This window comes from Dactylosporangium sp. NPDC051087 (genome assembly GCF_055586325.1).
The window spans coordinates 1-16058 of the sequence record NZ_JBVJIJ010000033.1; the positions used below are offsets into that span (position 1 = coordinate 1).

A 16058-nucleotide genomic window follows, 5' to 3' on the forward strand; every position below is an offset into this window, starting at 1 on the left:
GGCTTGATGTCCTGCGGCGTGAGCGGGCGGCGAAGCAGCGGATTGCCCTGCAGGTAGATCTGGCCGACGGTGAGGTAGTTGTTCGCCCGCCACCACGCGTCGAGCTGGGCGACCTCGTCGTCGCCGGGGCTGCCGAGCGTGCGGGTCAGGTCTTCGTCGGTGCTGCGGTCCGCGACAGTGGTCACCGGACGTCCTTTCTCCGATATGCGTGTTCAGGCTGTGGTTTTGAGGTCAACAGTCGTCCCGGGCATACCAACCCGAGGCTACGCCGCCAGGGCGGGCGGCGTAGCGCGAAGCTCACGGTTGCCCGGGCAGCTCGATGGCGTCGGTGCCGCAGCGGCGGGCGGACGCCGGGACCGGCTCCAGGTCGTCGACGGGGACGCCGACCCGCATGGCGATCGCCGGATGGCCCACGCCGCCGAGCAGCCGCCGCAGCGCGACCCGTACGGCCGGCACCTCGACGACCTCGCTGATCGGTGAGGCGGCGAGCCCGCGGGCGGTGAGGGTCAGCCAGACCGCCGACAGCGCCTCCCCCGCGGCCACCCAGTCCTTCGGCTCCTCGGCGTCGACGGTGAGGATGGCGTACACGGTGCCGCGGTCCGACCCGGTGCCCGGTTCGAGCGCGGCCGGCCGCGCCAGGTTGAAGTCCCGCGGGGGGACGGCGCGGCGTGTCGCCGGCACGGTGCCGCGCGCCGACACCCCGTCGCGCGCGGCCCGCATGCGGGTCGTCCAGGCGAGCATGTCGTCGCGGAAGCGCGGATCGCCGCGCTCCACCTCGCCGGCGTGCGCCACCGCCGACGCGAAGGCGGTGACCTGATCGTCGCGGACCACGTGCAGGTGCACGCCGTACCGCGCGGCGGCGGCCCGGAGCTCGTCGAGGACCGCGCCGGTGGGCCTCGTGTCGCTGAACGGACGCCGGTCGGTGCGCCGCTGGTAGATCGCGCGGTACAGGAAGTGGTCCGCGGCGCAGGGTCGCCCCTGCCGGATCCGGGCCACCAGGTCCGGCCGGGCCGGGTCCGGCAGCCGGGTGATGTCGGCGTCGGAGCCGACGGCGAGCAACGCGACGGTGGCGTGGTGCAGCGCGGTCCCGCAGCTGATCAGCAGGAGCCTGCCGTCGGGGTCCATGCCGTCCAGGCGGCGGGACCGGTCGGCCCACAGCTCCGCGTGGTTGCCGGCGAGCCGCCACCGCCACGGCTGGGTGTTGAGGATGGACGGTGCGCGCAGCGCCGCGATCGAGGCCTCGGCGACCTGGTCGATCTCGGCTCGCGGATGCTGTGTCATGGCGGGCTCCCTGTCGGTGCTTCACGTCAACGATCGCCTGGACACGGACCGGGCGGCAGGGCCGGTGGTCACGCCTCGACGGGGCCGACGGTCCTGTCCTGCGGGCCGGTCGTGCCGTAGTAGGCGGTGCGCATGATCTCGCGGAGATCCTCGAGCATCGGCATCCGCGGGTTCGCCGGGGCGCACTGGTCCAGGTAGGCGTTCATCGCCTGCTGCGGAAGCGCTTCCAGGAACGTCTGCTCGTCGACGCCCGCGGCCTGGAACGACGCCTCGATGCCGACCTCGGCGCGCAGCCGCTCCACGGCGGCGGCGTAGGACTCGACGCCCTCCTCGGGGGTGCGGGCCGGCAGCCCGAGCGCCTGGGCGATCTGCTGGAACCGCTCGGGTGCCACGTACCGCTCGTATTTCGGCCAGGCGTTCAGCTTCGCCGGCACCTTGCCGTTGTGGCGGATCACGTGCGGCAGCAGGATCGCGTTGGTGCGCCCGTGGGCGATGTGGAACGTGGCGCCGAGGGTGTGTGCGAGCGCGTGGACCATGCCGAGGAACGCGTTGCCGAAGGCCATCCCGGCGATCGATCCGGCGTTGTGCATCTTCTCCCGCGCCAGAGGGTCGGCGCCGCCGTGGTGGACCGCCGCCGGCAGGTGCTGGAACACGAGCTTGATCGCGTGCAGGGCCAGCGCGTCGGTGTAGTCGCTGGCGTAGACGGAGACGAACGCCTCGGTGGCGTGGGTGAGGGCGTCGAAGCCGCTGTCGGCGGTGACGTTCGGCGGCAGGTCGGCGGTCAGCACCGGGTCGATGATGGCGACGGTCGGGGTGAGCGCGTAGTCCGCGAGGGGGTACTTCATGCCGGTCGCCGTGTCGGTGATGACCGCGAACGGGGTGATCTCCGCGCCGGTGCCGGACGTGGTGGGGATGCAGACGAGGCGGGCGAGCCGGCCGAGGGCCGGAAAGGTGAAGGCCCGCTTGCGGATGTCGAAGAACTTCTCCCGCATGTCGGTGAACTCGACGTCGGCGTGCTCGTACAGCAGCCACATCACCTTCGCCGCATCCATCGGCGACCCGCCGCCGAGCGCGATGATCGTGTCGGGCCGGAAGGACCGCATGAGCTCGGCGCCGCGCTCGACCGTCGCCATCGTCGGTTCGGGTTCGACGCTGTCGAGGATCTGCACGGTGACCGGGTTGGCGCCGGCGCGCAGGACGCCGCGGACCCGGTCGACGTAGCCGAGCCTGGTCATCGTCGGGTCGGTGACGATGGTGACGCGGTGGACGTCGGGCATCTCCGACAGGTACCGGATGGCGTTGGGCTCGAAGTAGATCTTCGGCGGGACCTTGAACCACTGCAGGTTGTTGGTGCGCCGGCCGATCCGCTTGATGTTGAGCAGGTTGACCGCCGACACGTTGCCGGACACCGAGTTGCGCCCGTAGCTGCCGCAGCCCAGCGTCATTGACGGCAGGAAGGCGTTGTAGACGTCGCCGATACCGCCCTGCGACGCCGGCGAGTTCCAGATGATCCGGACCGCCTTGACCTGCCGGCCGTAGCGTTCGGCGGTCGCGGCGTCGGCGGTGTGGATGATCGCGCTGTGCCCGAGCCCGTCCAGCTCGACCATCTGTTCGGCGAGGCGGAACCCTTCCCGCGCCGAACCGGCGCGCAGCACCGCGAGGACGGGGCACAGCTTCTCCCGGGTCAGCGGCTCGCCGGGGCCGACCTCCTCGACCGGCACGAGGATGACCGAGGTGTCGGCGGGGACCTCGAAACCGGCTCCGGCCGCGATCCAGGCGGCGGCGCGGCCGACGACGTCGGGGTTGAGTGCGGCGCCGGCGCCGCCGGCCGTGACCCCGAAGATGAACCGCTCCAGCAGCTGCTTCTCGTGCGGGGTCGCGACGTGGGCGTGCAGCCGCTCGAACTGCGCGACGGCCTGGTCGGCGATGGCGTCGTGGAGGATGACGGCCTGCTCGGACGCGCAGATCATGCCGTTGTCGAACGTCTTGGAGACCACGATGTCGTGGACGGCGCGCACGACGTCGGCGCTGCGGTCGACGTACGCGGGGACGTTGCCGGGCCCGACGCCGAGCGCCGGCTTCCCGGCCGAGTAGGCGGCGCGGACCATGCCGCCCCCGCCGGTGGCGAGGATGACGGCCACCCCGGGGTGCCGCATGAGCGTCTGGGTCGCCTCGATCGAGGGCGCCTCGATCCACTGGACGCAGTCGCGCGGCGCACCCGCGGCAATTGCGGCGTCGCGTACGACGCGGGCGGCCTCGGCGCTGCACCGCTGGGCGGCGGGGTGGAACGCGAAGACGACGGGGTTGCGGGTCTTGAGCGAGATCAGCGCCTTGAACACGGTGGTGGACGTCGGGTTGGTGACCGGGGTGACGGCACAGACGACCCCGACCGGCTCGGCGATCTCGACGATGCCGTTGATCTCGTCGCGGGACACGACGCCGACGCTGCGCAGGCCGGCGAGGCTGTGCGCGATGTGTTCGGAGGCGAAGACGTTCTTGACCGCCTTGTCCTCGAACACGCCCCGCCCGGTCTCCTCGACCGCCAGCCCGGCGAGGCGGCCGTGCTCGCTGAGCGCCGCGACGGACGCCTTCTTGACGATGTGGTCGATCTGCTCCTGGTCCAGCCCGGCGTAGGCCTCCAGTGCCCGCAGCGCCTTGGCCACCAGCCGGTCGACCGCCGGCGCCGCGCCTTCGACGGGCGCGTCGAGCTGTTCGGCGAGCGGCGGCGCGAGGGTCCCGGTCACCGTCATCACGTCCTTCCCGAGGGCGGTGCGGGCCGTTGCGGCCCGCACGTTCATCCTTCGACGGTCCCGGCGACGTGCTCAGTGCCCGACGTCCCGGCAGGCGATGACCAACGTCCCGCGTCGTGGTGCGGCGTGGGGACGACGGCCACCGGGCACGTGGCGTTCCTCACGAGCGTGCCCGGCACCGTCCCGGCACCGCCCCGCGGCACGCCCGTGCGCTCCCGGGCGCCCACGACGACCAGTCCGGCGTCGGCGGCCGCGTCGAGCAGGCGGGCCGCGGCGTCGACGCCGTGCAGGACGTCCAGCGCGACGGGGACGTCGGGGAACGCGGCCCGCCGGCCCGCGAGGGTCATGCTCAGGGACTCGCGGGCGTCCGCGTCGTCGCGCGCGTCGTCGAACCGGCCGCCGCACGTCAGGACGGAACAGACGCGGACGTCGGCACCGCGGCGCTGCGCCGCCTCGAAGGCGAAGCCGATCGCCGCCGCCGACGGCGCGGCGGCGTCGAGTCCCAGGACCACCGGTCCCCCGAGGACGTCGCCGGGGCCGGTGACGACGACCGGGCAGGACGCGTAGGTCATCATCTGGGCCGCGACGGCACCGGTGTGGACGCGATGACACCCGACGGCCGGCCGCCTGCCGTGGCCGTGACGGCCGAGCACGACCAGGTCCGCGGACCGCGAGATCCGCACGAGCGCGGCACCGGCGGCCCGCGGCACGATCATCGTCCGCACGTCCGCTCCGGGCGCCGCCCGCACGAGCTCCTCACGGACGGCGCCGAGCAGCCTGCGCGCCTCGTCCTGCGCGTCGGCGGTCAGATCGGGTGGCAGCAACCTCGCGTACGCGGGCCGGTCGAGCAGCGAGTGCAGGACCCGGACCACGCCATGGCCAGCGACCGCTTCGCCGAGGGCGAACCTCGCCGCGGCCCAGGAGTCCGCCGAGCCGTCGAATCCCACGACGACCCGCAACCGTGCGGCCATGTCGCCCTCCGTGAGGTCTGCGCGGGGTCAGGCGTCGAAGGTGTGGGTGAGCCGGGGCGTCGTGTCGTCGAAGCCCCACGCGAGGTCGTCGTCGGAGACGCCCACGACACCGTCGAGGCCGCGGATGAGCCGGACGGCGATCTGGGCGCTGCTGCGCCGGTCGATCCTCCCGGTGAGGGTCACGTGCCCGTCCGCGACGGCGACGCCGACCTCGACCGGGTCGATCCACATGACGCCGCGCAGGACGGAGTCGATGATGTCGGCGCGGACGGCGTCGTCGTCGCGCAGGTAGCGCCGCAGCAGATCACGGCGGGACACGATGCCGACCAGGTTGCCGGCGTCGTCGACGACGGGAAGCCGCTTCACGTCGCGGTGCTCCATGAGCCGGGCGGCGTCGGTGAGGGTGGCCGACGCGGCGACGGTGACCGCGGGTGCCGTCATCAGCGTCGCGGCGCTCTCGCCGGCCGCCTTCTCCTTCGCCAGACGCAGGCGCCGGCGTTCGAACAGCCTGGCGTGCACCTCCGCGCCGTTGAACTCGACCTTGTGCAGCAGGTCCGCCTCCGACACCACGCCGAGCACGTGGCGTTGGTCGTCGACGACCGGGACGGCACTGACGCCGAAGTCGACGAGCAGGTCGACGATCTGCTTGTAGCCGAGATCGGGTGCGACGGTGACCACACCCGTGCTCATCACATCACGTACCAACAGCGGATGCATCGACCTGCTCCCTTCCGTGGGGCGTTGCCTTGCCTTCCACCCTGGTCCGGCGCCGGGCACGGCACACGGGCCGAAAGTCCTCCGATCGCGGGACCGGACCCGCCGGTCGGTGGACACCGGTCGGCGACGGGCGTGGACGTTCGGCGGTCGCCGCGCACGGGCCGGACCGGACACCATTGGTGACACAGAGTGTGCTGCCGGATACCGATCGGGAAGCGAATGTCGAACGTCATACCTGAGGTCATGGATGTCCACGTGGGCCGGCAGGCGATCTACGACCGGCAGGGCGACATCGCCGCGTACGAGCTGCTGTTCCGCAACGCGCCGGGCGCCAGCTCCGCGACGAACGGCGGGGCCCTCGCCACGAGCCAGGTGATGGTCGCCGCGTTCACCACCGTCGGCCTGGACGAGCTCGCCGGCAGCCGGCCGTGCTTCATCAACCTGACCGCGGACTTCCTCCTCGGCGAGCTGCCCGTGCCGTTCGCGCCCGAGCACGCCGTGCTGGAGGTCCTGGAGACGGTCGACGTCGACGACCGGCTCGTGCGGGGCGTCGCCGCCCTGGTCGACCGCGGCTACGTCATCGCCCTCGACGACTTCGTGTCCGGCTCCGGGCACGAGCGCCTGTTCGGCCTGGCGAGCTACGTGAAGGTCGACTTCCTCGGTACGACCGCCGAGCAGCGGCAGGCGATCCTCGGCGTGCGTGCCGCGCACCCGCACCTGCGGTTCGTCGCCGAGCGACTGGAGACGGCCGACGACGTCGCCGAGGCGCACGCCCTCGGGTTCGAGTTCTTCCAGGGGTACGCGCTGAGCCGCCCGGCGGTCGTGTCGGCCCGCACCCTGAGCGCGTCCCGGCTGCGCTGCGTCCACCTGCTCGGCCTGCTCATGGCGCCGGACGTGGGCCTGGACCGGATCGTGTCCATCGTGTCCAGCGACCCGGCGCTGAGCTACCGGATGCTGAAGGCGGTCAACACCGCCGCGGCCGGCAACGCGCACCGGGTGTCGTCGGTGCACGAGGCCGTCGTCATGCTCGGCGCCGCGCAGATCCGCAACTGGGTGACCCTCATGCTCATCGGGGACCTCACCGAGGCCGGGGAGGAGCAGACCGCCGACATCCTCGTCCACGCGCAGCTGTGCCGGCTGATCGCCGAGAGCACCGGCCTCGCCGGCGACGAGGCGTTCACCGCGGGGCTGCTCGACGCCGTCGCCGGGCTGCTCGGCATGCCGGTCAGCTCCCTCGCCGGCTCACTGCCCCTGGCTCCCGCCGTCAGCGACGCGCTCCTGCACGGCACCGGCCCCCTGGGTCACGTCCTCGCCACCGTCCACGCCCACGCGCACGGGACGTCGCCGTCCGGCCCGGACGGCGACATGCTCGGGCAGCACCTGGCGGCCCTGGCCTGGGCCACCCGCACGGCGCAGGCGATCCGCTCCAACTGAGCCCGGCCGGGCCGTCACCGGGGCCTGGCGACGGTGAGCAGGACGGCGGCGTCCTCGAGGGCCTCCAGGCTGTGCCGGGCGTCGGGGATCACGAGCAGGTCCCCGGCGCCGCCCTCGGCGCTCTCAGCGGCGGTGGCGAGCCGGACCCGGCCGTGCAGCACGTGCAGCGTCGCCTCGCCCGGGTTCTCGTGCTCGTCGAGCCGCCGCCCGGCGGCCAGGGCAAGGAGCGTCTGGTGCAGGGCACTGCCGTGGCCGCCGTACAGGGTCTGGGCGCTGCGCCCGGCCGCGGCGCCACGGGCGGTGCTCAGGTGCCGCTCGACGAGGGACGGCAACGATGACGTGTTCATGACGGCTCCTGTACTCGGCGGACGAGGGCACCCACGTCGTGCGGGCGAGGTGAGGCCGGCCCGGCGGCGGTCAGTTCGTAGCCGGTGACGAGGTCGCCCGCATCGACGTCGTCGCTCCCACCTTCCCGGACACGTGAACTGTGACCCGAGCGGGGCAGGCCCGCACAGGGCACAACGCCCTGTCATCGTTGGGACGTTGTGCCCGCGCCGGGCAGGGCCGGCGGGACGGCCCGATCGGTGCCGTCCGGCCCTGCCCGGCCCCTCCGGCCGCCGCCTAGCGTGATTCACGGGCCGCCGTACCCCCGGCGGAGGTCCTGGACGAGGAGCGGCGCATGCGAACAGTGACCGAGCCCGAACTCGCGCGGATGCTCAGCGCGTTACCGGGCACGCCCCGGATCGTCGCGAGCGGCAACTACGCCGCCCCGGGCCGCCTGCTCTCCGCCGTCGACGCCGCCGTCGCGGAGTTCCGCCTGTTCATGCTCAACGCCCAGCGTGGCCTGCCCGACCGGGAGGGCGTCGGCTACGAGTCCGCGTTCGTCGGCCCCGGGATGCGCGGGCACCCGCGGCTGCACTATTTCCCGTGCCGGCTGTCGCTGGTGCCGCACCTGTTCCGGCAGCGGCTCGCGCCAGACGTCGTGCTGCTGCACACCTCCCCGCCCGACGGCGGCGCGGTCAGCCTCGGCGTCGAGGTCAACGTCCTGCCCGCGGCCGTCGAGGCGGTGCGCGCCCGCGGCGGCATCGTCGTGGCGCAGGCGAACCCGGCGATGCCGGTGACCTACGGCGACGCCGTGCTGCCGCTGGAGGCCGTGGACTACATCCTCGAGGTCGACGAGCCGCTCGCGACGCACCCCGTCGCGGCGCCCGACGCGGTGTCGGCGGCCATCGGTGAGCGGGTGGCCGCGTTGGTACCACAGCAGGCAACGCTGCAGCTCGGCATCGGCGCGATCCCGGATGCGACGCTCGACGCCCTGCTCGACCGGCGCGGCCTTCGGATCTGGTCGGAGATGTTCAGCGACGGCGCGCTCGCCCTGGAGAAGGCCGGCTGCCTGGACTGGGACACGCCCGTGACCGCCTCCTTCTGTTTCGGTTCGGCGGAGCTGTACGACTGGGTCGGCCGCAACCCGCGGATCCGCATGCTCCGCACCGAGAAGACGAACGACCCCGGCACGATCGCCGCGCACCCGAACCTGATGAGCGTGAACAGCGCGCTGCAGGTCGACCTCTTCGCCCAGGCGAACGCGACCCGCGTCGGCAACCGTACGCACTCCGGCTTCGGCGGTCAGACGGACTTCATCGTCGGCGCCATGCACTCCCCCGGCGGGCACGCCGTCATCGCGCTGCGATCCTGGCACCCGAAGGCGGACGTGTCGTCGGTGGTGCCACTGGTGTCCGGTCCGGTGACGTCGTTCCAGCACAGCTCCATCGTCACCGAGCAGGGCACCGCCACGATCTGGGGACGGGACAGCGTCGAGCAGGCCCAGGAGATCGTCGACCGGGCCGCGCACCCGGACGCCCGCGACGGGCTGCGTGCGGCGGGCCGGACCTTCGGGCTGCCGCTGCGCTGACGGCGGCGGGATGCCGGAGCGGGCGCACAATGGAAGGGAAGAGTCCGGTGGTGGCAGTCATGGTCGTGGCCACGCTCATCGCCGCCGTCTACGTCGCGCTGATCGCCCTGCACGTCCAGGCGATCCGCCACGACCCGCCGGCAGGCGGACACCACCGGCCACGGATCGCGACGTGGCTCGCCACCCGTGACGGACGCCGCCGCGGCCGCATCGAGAGCGACGCCGTCCACCGGCTCATGTCCGGCTCGCTGGACAGGGCCTCGTATCGGGCCGCCATGGCCGCCATGGCCGAGCAGGACGCGATCGAGCGTCCGGTCCGGATCCCGAAGGTATGACGGCCGAGGTACGGAAAGGGGATCCCATGACCACCGCGAGCGACGCCGTCCCGCCGGAGGAGCCTTCCGGCGGCCACGTCCTGCCGGCTGAGGTGCTGGTCCGCCTCCGCCTCCTCGAATCGCGGGTCCGGGTCCTGGAGGAGACGGTCTGTGACCTGGCCGCGGCCCCTTGACCGCACCGATCCGAACGACGCGGCGACCGTGGTCCGCAGAGCCCTCGACCAGCTCCGGCACTGAACGAACATCGCCGCGGCGGTGTTCAGCCGTGCTTCGTGGCGGACGCCCGGGAGCCGTCCTGGGCTGCCGGCGGCAGGGTGACGACCTCGTCGACGTCGCCGAGTCCGTCCGGACGGTGGGTGATGAGCAGGACCGCCCGGGCCTCGGTCGCGGCGAGCAGGTCGCGGGTCAGTTCGGCGGCGGTGCCGTCGTCGAGGTGCTCCGTCGGCTCGTCGAGGATCAGGACCGGGAAGCCGGCCAGCAGCACCCGGGCCAGCGCGAGCCGGCGGCGCTGACCGCCGGACAACGTGACACCGTGCTCGCCCACGGGTGTGGCGAGCCCGGCGGGCAGCTTCCTGACCCAGTCCAGCAGCCGCGCGGCGCCCAGGGCCGCCTCCAGCTCGGCAACGGTCGCGGCGGGGCGGCCGACGCGCAGGTTCTCCTCGATGGTGGTGTCGAACAGGTACGCGTCGTCGCCGAGGTACCCGACGGTGCGGCGCACGTCGTCGCCGCGCAGGTCGCGGGTGTCGACGCCGTTGAGCGTCACCCGCCCGGCGAGCGGATCGAGCCATCGCAGCAGCAGCGCCGCGACCGTGCTCTTGCCCGCGCCGCTCGGTCCCACGAGCGCGACCCGGCGCCCCGGACGCAGCGTGAGGGACACGTCGCGGAGCACGACCTGCCCCGGCGTCCAGCCGGCGGACACCCCCTCCAGGCGGACGGTCGGCGGACCGTCCGGCAGCGGCGCGGGCACGGCAGGGTCGGGCGCCGGGTCCGCGGCGGCGGCGATCTCGGCGAGCCGCCCCAGCGCGGCGCGGGCCGCGGCGAGGCGCTGCGCGGCGGCGGGGATCGCGCCGGCGGTCTCAAAGACGGCGAGCGGGGTCAGCACGACGACGGCGAGCAGCTCGCCCGGCAGCGTGCCGGCCCGGACCGCGACGGCACCGGCGGCGAGGCCCGCGAGGACGCTCAGCCCGGTGCATGACGCGGTGACCGCCGCCGACACGCCGGCGGCGGCGCCGGAGCGGCGGGCCGCGGCGAGCAGCCGCCGGTCGGTGCGGTCCAGCGCGGTCAGCGCGTGCCCGACGGCGCCCTGCGCGATCAGATCGGGCAGCCCCTGCAGCAGGTCGACGGTGCCGGCGGCCAGCGCACCGCGCAGCGGCGCGAGCCGGGCGTCGGCGCGGCGGACGGCCGCCGCCTGCATCATCGGCACCCCGACCGCGACGGCGAGCAGCCCCGCGGCGAGCGCCACGCCCGCGACCGGCAGCAGGTTGCCGACGAGCAGCACCGTGGCGGTGCCGGTGACGGCGGCGACGGCGACGGGCAGCAGCACGCGGGCGATGACGTCGAGCACCGACTCGACGTCGTCGACGAGGCGGGCGACGAGGTCCCCGCGGCGGAACGCGGTGAGGCCGGCCGGTGCGAGGCGCTCCAGCCGCCGGTACGTGCGGACCCTCAGCCCGCCCAGCACCCGGAACGCGGCGTCGTGGCCGGCGATCCGTTCGACATAACGCAGCACGCCGCGGCCGATGCCGAACGCCCGGACGGCGACGATGGCCACCATGAGGTGCAGCACCGGCGGGTGCTGGGCGGCGCGCGAGATGAGCCACGCCGAGGTCGCCATCAGCCCGACCCCGGCACCGGCCGCGCCGACCCCGGCGACCAGGGCCAGGCCGAGCTGACCGGCGGCCGGGCGGCACAGCCGTAGCACCCCGGCGACGAGACCGGCACGGCCGGTGGCACCGTCGCGCTTCACGCCCTCGACAGCCTGACCGAGGTCCCGCGCCGCACCGGTCACCGGGTCCTCGCCGCGTTGCCGCCGGGGCACCTGGTCACCGTCGCGCCGTGCCGAAGCGGTCGTGCCGCCGAGTCGGCCCACCCGGCGGACCGCGGACAGGTCCGTGCGGCCGTCACCATGGACGTCGGACAGGTCCGCGTGGCCCTGACCGTGGCCAGCGGTCAAGTCCGCACCGTGGACGGCGGCTGTGTCCGCGTGGCCCCCGCCGTGGACGGCGGTCAAGCCCGCACCGCCGGCACCGCCCGCACCGTGGACGGCGGACACGTCCGCACCGCCCGCACCCACCGCACCGTGAACGGCGGTCATGTCCGGGCCGTGGATGGCGGTCATGCCGGCACCGCCGTACGTCCGACGGGGATGCTCCGGTCGGCGGCGGCGATGAGTGCCGGCCGGTGGGCGACCATGATGACGGTCCTTCCGGTGGCGTGGGTGCGGATCGCGGCGAGGATGCCCGCCTCCGTCGCGGCGTCGAGATTGGCGGTCGGCTCGTCGAGCAGGACCACCGCGGCGTCGCGCAGGAACACGCGGGCCAGCGCGATGCGCTGGCGCTGCCCGGCGGACAGGCCGGCGCCGTCGTCGCCGAGCCTGGTCGACATCCCCTCCGGCAGCGCGTCGATGAACTCCAGCGCGCCGGCGAGCGCCGCGGCACGGCGCAGCGAGTCCTCGGTGGCGCCCGGTACGCCGAGGCGGATGTTGTCGGCGATCGTGCCGGTGCTGAGCCAGGGCCGCTGCGGCAGCCACGCGACCCGCCGCCGCCACTCGTCGGGGTCGGCGGTGCTCAGGTCGTGACCGCCGACGGTGACGCTGCCGGTGTCCGGCACGGCGAATCCGAGCAGGACGGCCAGGGCCGTGGACTTGCCGCAGCCGCTGGGACCGGTCAGGGCGACCACCTCGCCGGGCCGGATCTCGGCGGTGAACGGCGGCAGCGACGCGTCGGACCGGCCGCCGTGGCGGACGGCGACATCGTCGAACCGGATGGCGCCGGCCGGTGCGGGTGCGGTCCCGCGCGGCGGCAGCGGCCGCTCGAGCATCTCGAACACCGACGTGGCGGCCGCGAGCCCTTCGGCGCTGGCGTGGTAGTTGGCGCCGACCTGGCGCAGCGGCAGGTAGGCCTCGGGGGCGAGGATCAGCACCAGCAGCGCGGTGGCGAGGCCGAGGCTGCCGTCGACGAGGCGCAGCCCGATGCCGACCGCGACGAGCGCCACGGACAGCGTCGCGAGCAGTTCCAGGACGAGCGATGACAGGAACGCGACCCGCAGCGTGCGCATGGTGGTGGCGCGCTGCTCGGCGCTGATCCGGGCGATGATCCCGGCCTGCCGTTTCGCGCGGCCGAACACGCGCAGGGTCGGCAGGCCGGCGACGACGTCGAGGAAGTGGTGCGACAGCCGGGCCAGGAGCCGGAACTGGCGCCGGTTCGCCGCCTCGGTGTGCAGCCCGACGAGCGCCATGAAGACCGGGATGAGCGGCAGGGTGACGGCGATCGTACCGGCGGCGACAAGGTCGGCGGGCGCGACCCGGGCGAGCACGACGACCGGCACCAGGGCGGCGAGGACGAGCTGTGGCAGGTACCGGGCGAAGTAGGCGTCCAGTGCGTCCAGTCCCCGGGTGGCGAGGGTGGCGACCTCGCCGGTGTCGGCGGCGCCCGGCCCCAGGGTCGCGACGTGGGTGAGCAGCCGCGACCGGAGCTGGCGCTTCACGGCGGCCGCCGACCGGGCGGCGGAGACCTCCTGCGCCCAGGCGACCCCGGCCCGCAGCACGACGACGGCGGCCAGCCACGCGAGGGTCGGCGCGATCCGGGCCACGTCGGCGCCGTGCAGGTGGACGGCGGTGATGCCGTCCGCGAGGAGGGTTGCCTGCGCCACGACCAGCGCGGCGAGGGCGACGCCGAGGCCGACGGACAGCGCCAGGTAGATGCGGGTCGCCCGGGCGTGGCGCAGGAGGCGCGGGTCCAGGGGCTTCACGGGCGGACCGCCGGGATGTGCTCGACCCGCAGCCGCCGGCGGAACACCCAGTAGGTCCACGACTGGTAGCCCAGCACGACCGGCGTGAAGCAGACCGCGACCCAGGTCATGACCTTCAACGTGTACGGCGTGGACGACGCGTTGCTCACGGTGAGGCTGTCGCCGCCGGCGAGGGTGGTCGGCATGACGTCGGGGAACAGCGTGACGAACAGGGCGGCGACCGCGAGGACGAGGGTCGCCCCGGTGGCCAGGAACGCCCATCCCTCCCTGCGGGCCCGGGTGGCGAGGACCGCACCGGTCAGGGCCGCCGCGGCCGTGGCGGACAGCGCCCAGCCCCACGCGTCGTCGTGGGTCAGCTGCGTCCACAGCAGGAACCCGGCGGCGAGCAGCACGGCGGGCAGGCTGAGCCGGAACGCGAGGCGCCCGGCCCGGTCCCGGACGTCCCCGTCGGTCTTCAACGCCAGGAACACGGCGCCGTGCAGCGCGAACAGCGACAGTGTCGTGAGGCCGCCGAGCAGTGCGTAGGGGTTGAGGAGGGTGAGGAACGTGCCGGCGTACTCGTGTCCGGCGGTGATGGGCACGCCCCGGACGATGTTGCCGAACGCGACGCCCCACAGGACCGCCGGGACGAAGCTTCCGGCGACGATGCACAGGTCCCAGCGGCTCCTCCAGCGCGGGGAGTCGATCTTGCCACGGTACTCGAAGGCGAGCCCGCGCAGGATGAGCGCGACGAGGATGATCAGCAGCGGCAGGTAGAAGCCGGAGAACAGCGTGGCGTACCACTCCGGGAACGCGGCGAAGGTCGCGCCGCCGGCGACGAGGAGCCAGACCTCGTTGCCGTCCCAGACGGGTCCGATGGTGTTGATGAGCAGGCGCCGCTCCCGTTCGTCGCGGGAGAGCACCGGCAGCAGCATGCCGACGCCGAAGTCGAAGCCTTCCAGGAGGAAGTAGCCGGCCCAGAGCACGGCGATGAGTGCGAACCAGACGGTGGTGAGTTCCATGGTCGTTTCCCTCTAGTACGCGAACGCCAGTGGACGGTCTTCGTCATCTTCCTCGTCAGGTACGACGATTTCTGGTGCCCCGGCCCGGGCGTAGCGCAGCATCAGCATCAGTTCGACGACGGCGAGCGTGCCGTACAGGAGCGTCAAGACGACGAGCGAGGTGGCGACGGTGCTCGCGGCCACCGACGGCGAGACGCTCTGCGAGGTCTTGAAGATGCCGAAGACGGTCCACGGCTGGCGGCCGACCTCGGTGAAGATCCAGCCGAACGAGTTGGCCAGCAGCGGCATGGCGACCGTGGCAACGGCGGCCGTCCACAGCCAGCGCCCCGCGGGTAGCCGCCCCTTCCGGGTGCGCCACAGCGCGACCGCGGCGACGGCCATGGCGAGGACGCCGAAGCCGATCATGAGGCGGAACGACCAGTAGGTGACCGGCACGTAGGGCACGTAGTCGCCTTCGCCGTACCGCTGCGAATACAGCTGCTGGAGGTCGTTGATGCCTTCGACGGAGCCGCTGGGGCTGCCGGTCGCCATGAAGGACAGCAGCGACGGGATGCGCACGCTGGCGACCTCCTCGCGCCCGTCGAGCGAGCCGATGGTGAAGATCGAGAATGAGGCGGGTTCGGACGTCTGGTACAGCGCCTCCGCGGCGGCCATCTTCATCGGCTGCTGCTCGGTCATCACCCGGGCCTGCAGGTCACCGGTGACGAGGACACCGACGCCGGCGGCGAGCACCACCCACGCGCCGAGCCGCAGCGCCGGCCGGAACACCTCGGTCTGGTTGCGGCGGCGCAGGTGCCAGGCGCTCACGGCCAGCATGAACGCGCCGGCGGTGAGGAAGCACGCGGTGACGGTGTGCGGGAAGGTCACCAGGGTCGTCGAGTTCGTCAGGACGGCGACGATGTCCGTGAGCTCCGCCCGGCCGCGTTCGGCGTTGAAGGTGTACCCGACGGGATGCTGCATCCAGGAGTTGGCGGCGAGGATGAAGTACGCCGACAGCATGGTGCCGATCGACGCGAGCCAGATCGCCGCCAGGTGGACGCGCTTCGGCAGCCGGTCCCAGCCGAAGATCCACAGTCCGAGGAACGTCGACTCGAGGAAGAACGCCAGGAGACCTTCGATGGCCAGCGGGGCGCCGAAGACGTCCCCGACGAACCGCGAGTAGGCGCTCCAGTTCATGCCGAACTGGAACTCCTGCACGATGCCGGTGACGACGCCCATCGCGAAGTTGATCAGAAACAGCTTTCCCCAGAACTTCGTCGCGCGCAGGTACTCCGGGCGCCCGGTCCGCACCCAGGCGGTCTGCAGCCCGGCGACGAGCGCCGACAGGCCGATGGTCATCGGCACGAAGATGTAGTGGTACACGGTGGTGATCGCGAACTGCCACCGTGCAAGATCCAGCGCGTCCATGCCCCGATTCTCATGAGCCGCCCGGGTGCCGCATCAGGGCCGAACGGCACGTCCGGACGGGACCGACGGTCCCGGCAGTCCGTCAGCGGCGACCCGCCAGGACCGCACCGGGTGGAGCAGAATGGAACTGCGGGAGTGGTGGCGGCCGGGCCGGCGCCGCCGCGCGCGGAATCATTCCCGGCGGCCACCCTGACGCCCGGGTAGAGCGGTCACCGCAGCGGGCAGGTGGGCTGCGACCGCCGCACCCGGACCAGTCGCTGACGTGTTCATGACGGCCGGTG

14 protein-coding genes are annotated in these 16058 nt (G+C 73.4%); 4 read left to right on the forward strand and 10 right to left on the reverse strand.

What is annotated here, in order from left to right; translation table 11 throughout:
• The 5 genes from ACZ6TV_RS44635 to ACZ6TV_RS44655 form a co-directional block, all read right to left on the reverse strand.
• Positions 1–149, reverse strand: a 149-nt coding sequence (locus ACZ6TV_RS44635; protein ID WP_465305967.1) for a phosphoketolase family protein, incomplete at its 3' end; no start/stop codon positions are given.
• A gap of 148 nt (positions 150–297) precedes the next feature.
• Entirely contained in the window at positions 298–1281 is a 984-nt protein-coding gene (locus ACZ6TV_RS44640) for an Acg family FMN-binding oxidoreductase (protein WP_465305767.1), read from the reverse strand.
• A gap of 68 nt (positions 1282–1349) precedes the next feature.
• Positions 1350–4073 carry a bifunctional acetaldehyde-CoA/alcohol dehydrogenase gene (gene adhE, locus ACZ6TV_RS44645; RefSeq protein WP_465305769.1) on the reverse strand — a complete coding sequence of 908 codons (2724 nt, stop codon included), beginning with the start codon at positions 4071–4073 and terminating at the stop codon, positions 1350–1352.
• Positions 4074–4075: 2 nt separating this feature from the next.
• Positions 4076–5002, reverse strand: coding sequence for a universal stress protein (locus ACZ6TV_RS44650; protein WP_465305771.1), 927 nt, complete (start codon positions 5000–5002; stop codon positions 4076–4078).
• 27 nt (positions 5003–5029) lie between these two features.
• Positions 5030–5692, reverse strand: a complete 663-nt coding sequence (locus ACZ6TV_RS44655; RefSeq protein ID WP_465305773.1) for a CBS domain-containing protein — start codon at positions 5690–5692, stop codon at positions 5030–5032.
• A gap of 270 nt (positions 5693–5962) precedes the next feature.
• Here ACZ6TV_RS44655 and ACZ6TV_RS44660 point away from each other — a divergent pair, with 270 nt between their 5' ends.
• Positions 5963–7153, forward strand: a complete 1191-nt coding sequence (locus tag ACZ6TV_RS44660; protein ID WP_465305775.1) for an EAL and HDOD domain-containing protein — start codon at positions 5963–5965, stop codon at positions 7151–7153.
• 14 nt (positions 7154–7167) lie between these two features.
• On the opposite strand, the gene ACZ6TV_RS44665 is transcribed toward ACZ6TV_RS44660, so the two are convergent.
• Positions 7168–7500 carry a cupin domain-containing protein gene (locus ACZ6TV_RS44665; RefSeq protein ID WP_465305777.1) on the reverse strand — a complete coding sequence of 111 codons (333 nt, stop codon included), beginning with the start codon at positions 7498–7500 and terminating at the stop codon, positions 7168–7170.
• 332 nt (positions 7501–7832) lie between these two features.
• Between ACZ6TV_RS44665 and ACZ6TV_RS44670 the strand changes: the two genes are divergently transcribed.
• From ACZ6TV_RS44670 to ACZ6TV_RS44680, 3 genes are read left to right on the forward strand one after another with little or no spacing between them, the layout of a single operon-like run.
• Complete coding sequence (locus tag ACZ6TV_RS44670; RefSeq protein ID WP_465305779.1) at positions 7833–9065, forward strand: acetyl-CoA hydrolase/transferase family protein; 1233 nt, start codon at positions 7833–7835, stop codon at positions 9063–9065.
• A 50-nt stretch (positions 9066–9115) separates the two neighbouring features.
• Entirely contained in the window at positions 9116–9400 is a 285-nt protein-coding gene (locus ACZ6TV_RS44675) for a hypothetical protein (RefSeq protein WP_465305781.1), read from the forward strand.
• Between the two features lie 26 nt (positions 9401–9426).
• Complete coding sequence (locus ACZ6TV_RS44680) at positions 9427–9573, forward strand: hypothetical protein (RefSeq protein ID WP_465305783.1); 147 nt, start codon at positions 9427–9429, stop codon at positions 9571–9573.
• Between the two features lie 86 nt (positions 9574–9659).
• Here the strand turns inward: ACZ6TV_RS44680 and cydC are convergent, their stop codons facing one another.
• The 4 genes from cydC to ACZ6TV_RS44700 form a co-directional block, all read right to left on the reverse strand.
• Complete coding sequence (gene cydC / locus ACZ6TV_RS44685) at positions 9660–11573, reverse strand: thiol reductant ABC exporter subunit CydC (protein WP_465305785.1); 1914 nt, start codon at positions 11571–11573, stop codon at positions 9660–9662.
• Between the two features lie 161 nt (positions 11574–11734).
• Positions 11735–13369, reverse strand: a complete 1635-nt coding sequence (gene cydD / locus ACZ6TV_RS44690) for a thiol reductant ABC exporter subunit CydD (RefSeq protein WP_465305787.1) — start codon at positions 13367–13369, stop codon at positions 11735–11737.
• Positions 13366–14370 (reverse strand): cytochrome d ubiquinol oxidase subunit II, encoded by a 1005-nt coding sequence (cydB, locus tag ACZ6TV_RS44695; RefSeq protein WP_465305789.1) that lies wholly within the window; start codon positions 14368–14370, stop codon positions 13366–13368. The genes cydD and cydB overlap by 4 nt, the downstream gene beginning before the upstream one ends.
• A 12-nt stretch (positions 14371–14382) precedes the next feature.
• A complete protein-coding gene (locus tag ACZ6TV_RS44700; protein WP_465305791.1) occupies positions 14383–15777 on the reverse strand; it encodes a cytochrome ubiquinol oxidase subunit I in 1395 nt (464 codons plus the stop codon).
• Positions 15778–16058 lie beyond the last annotated feature (281 nt).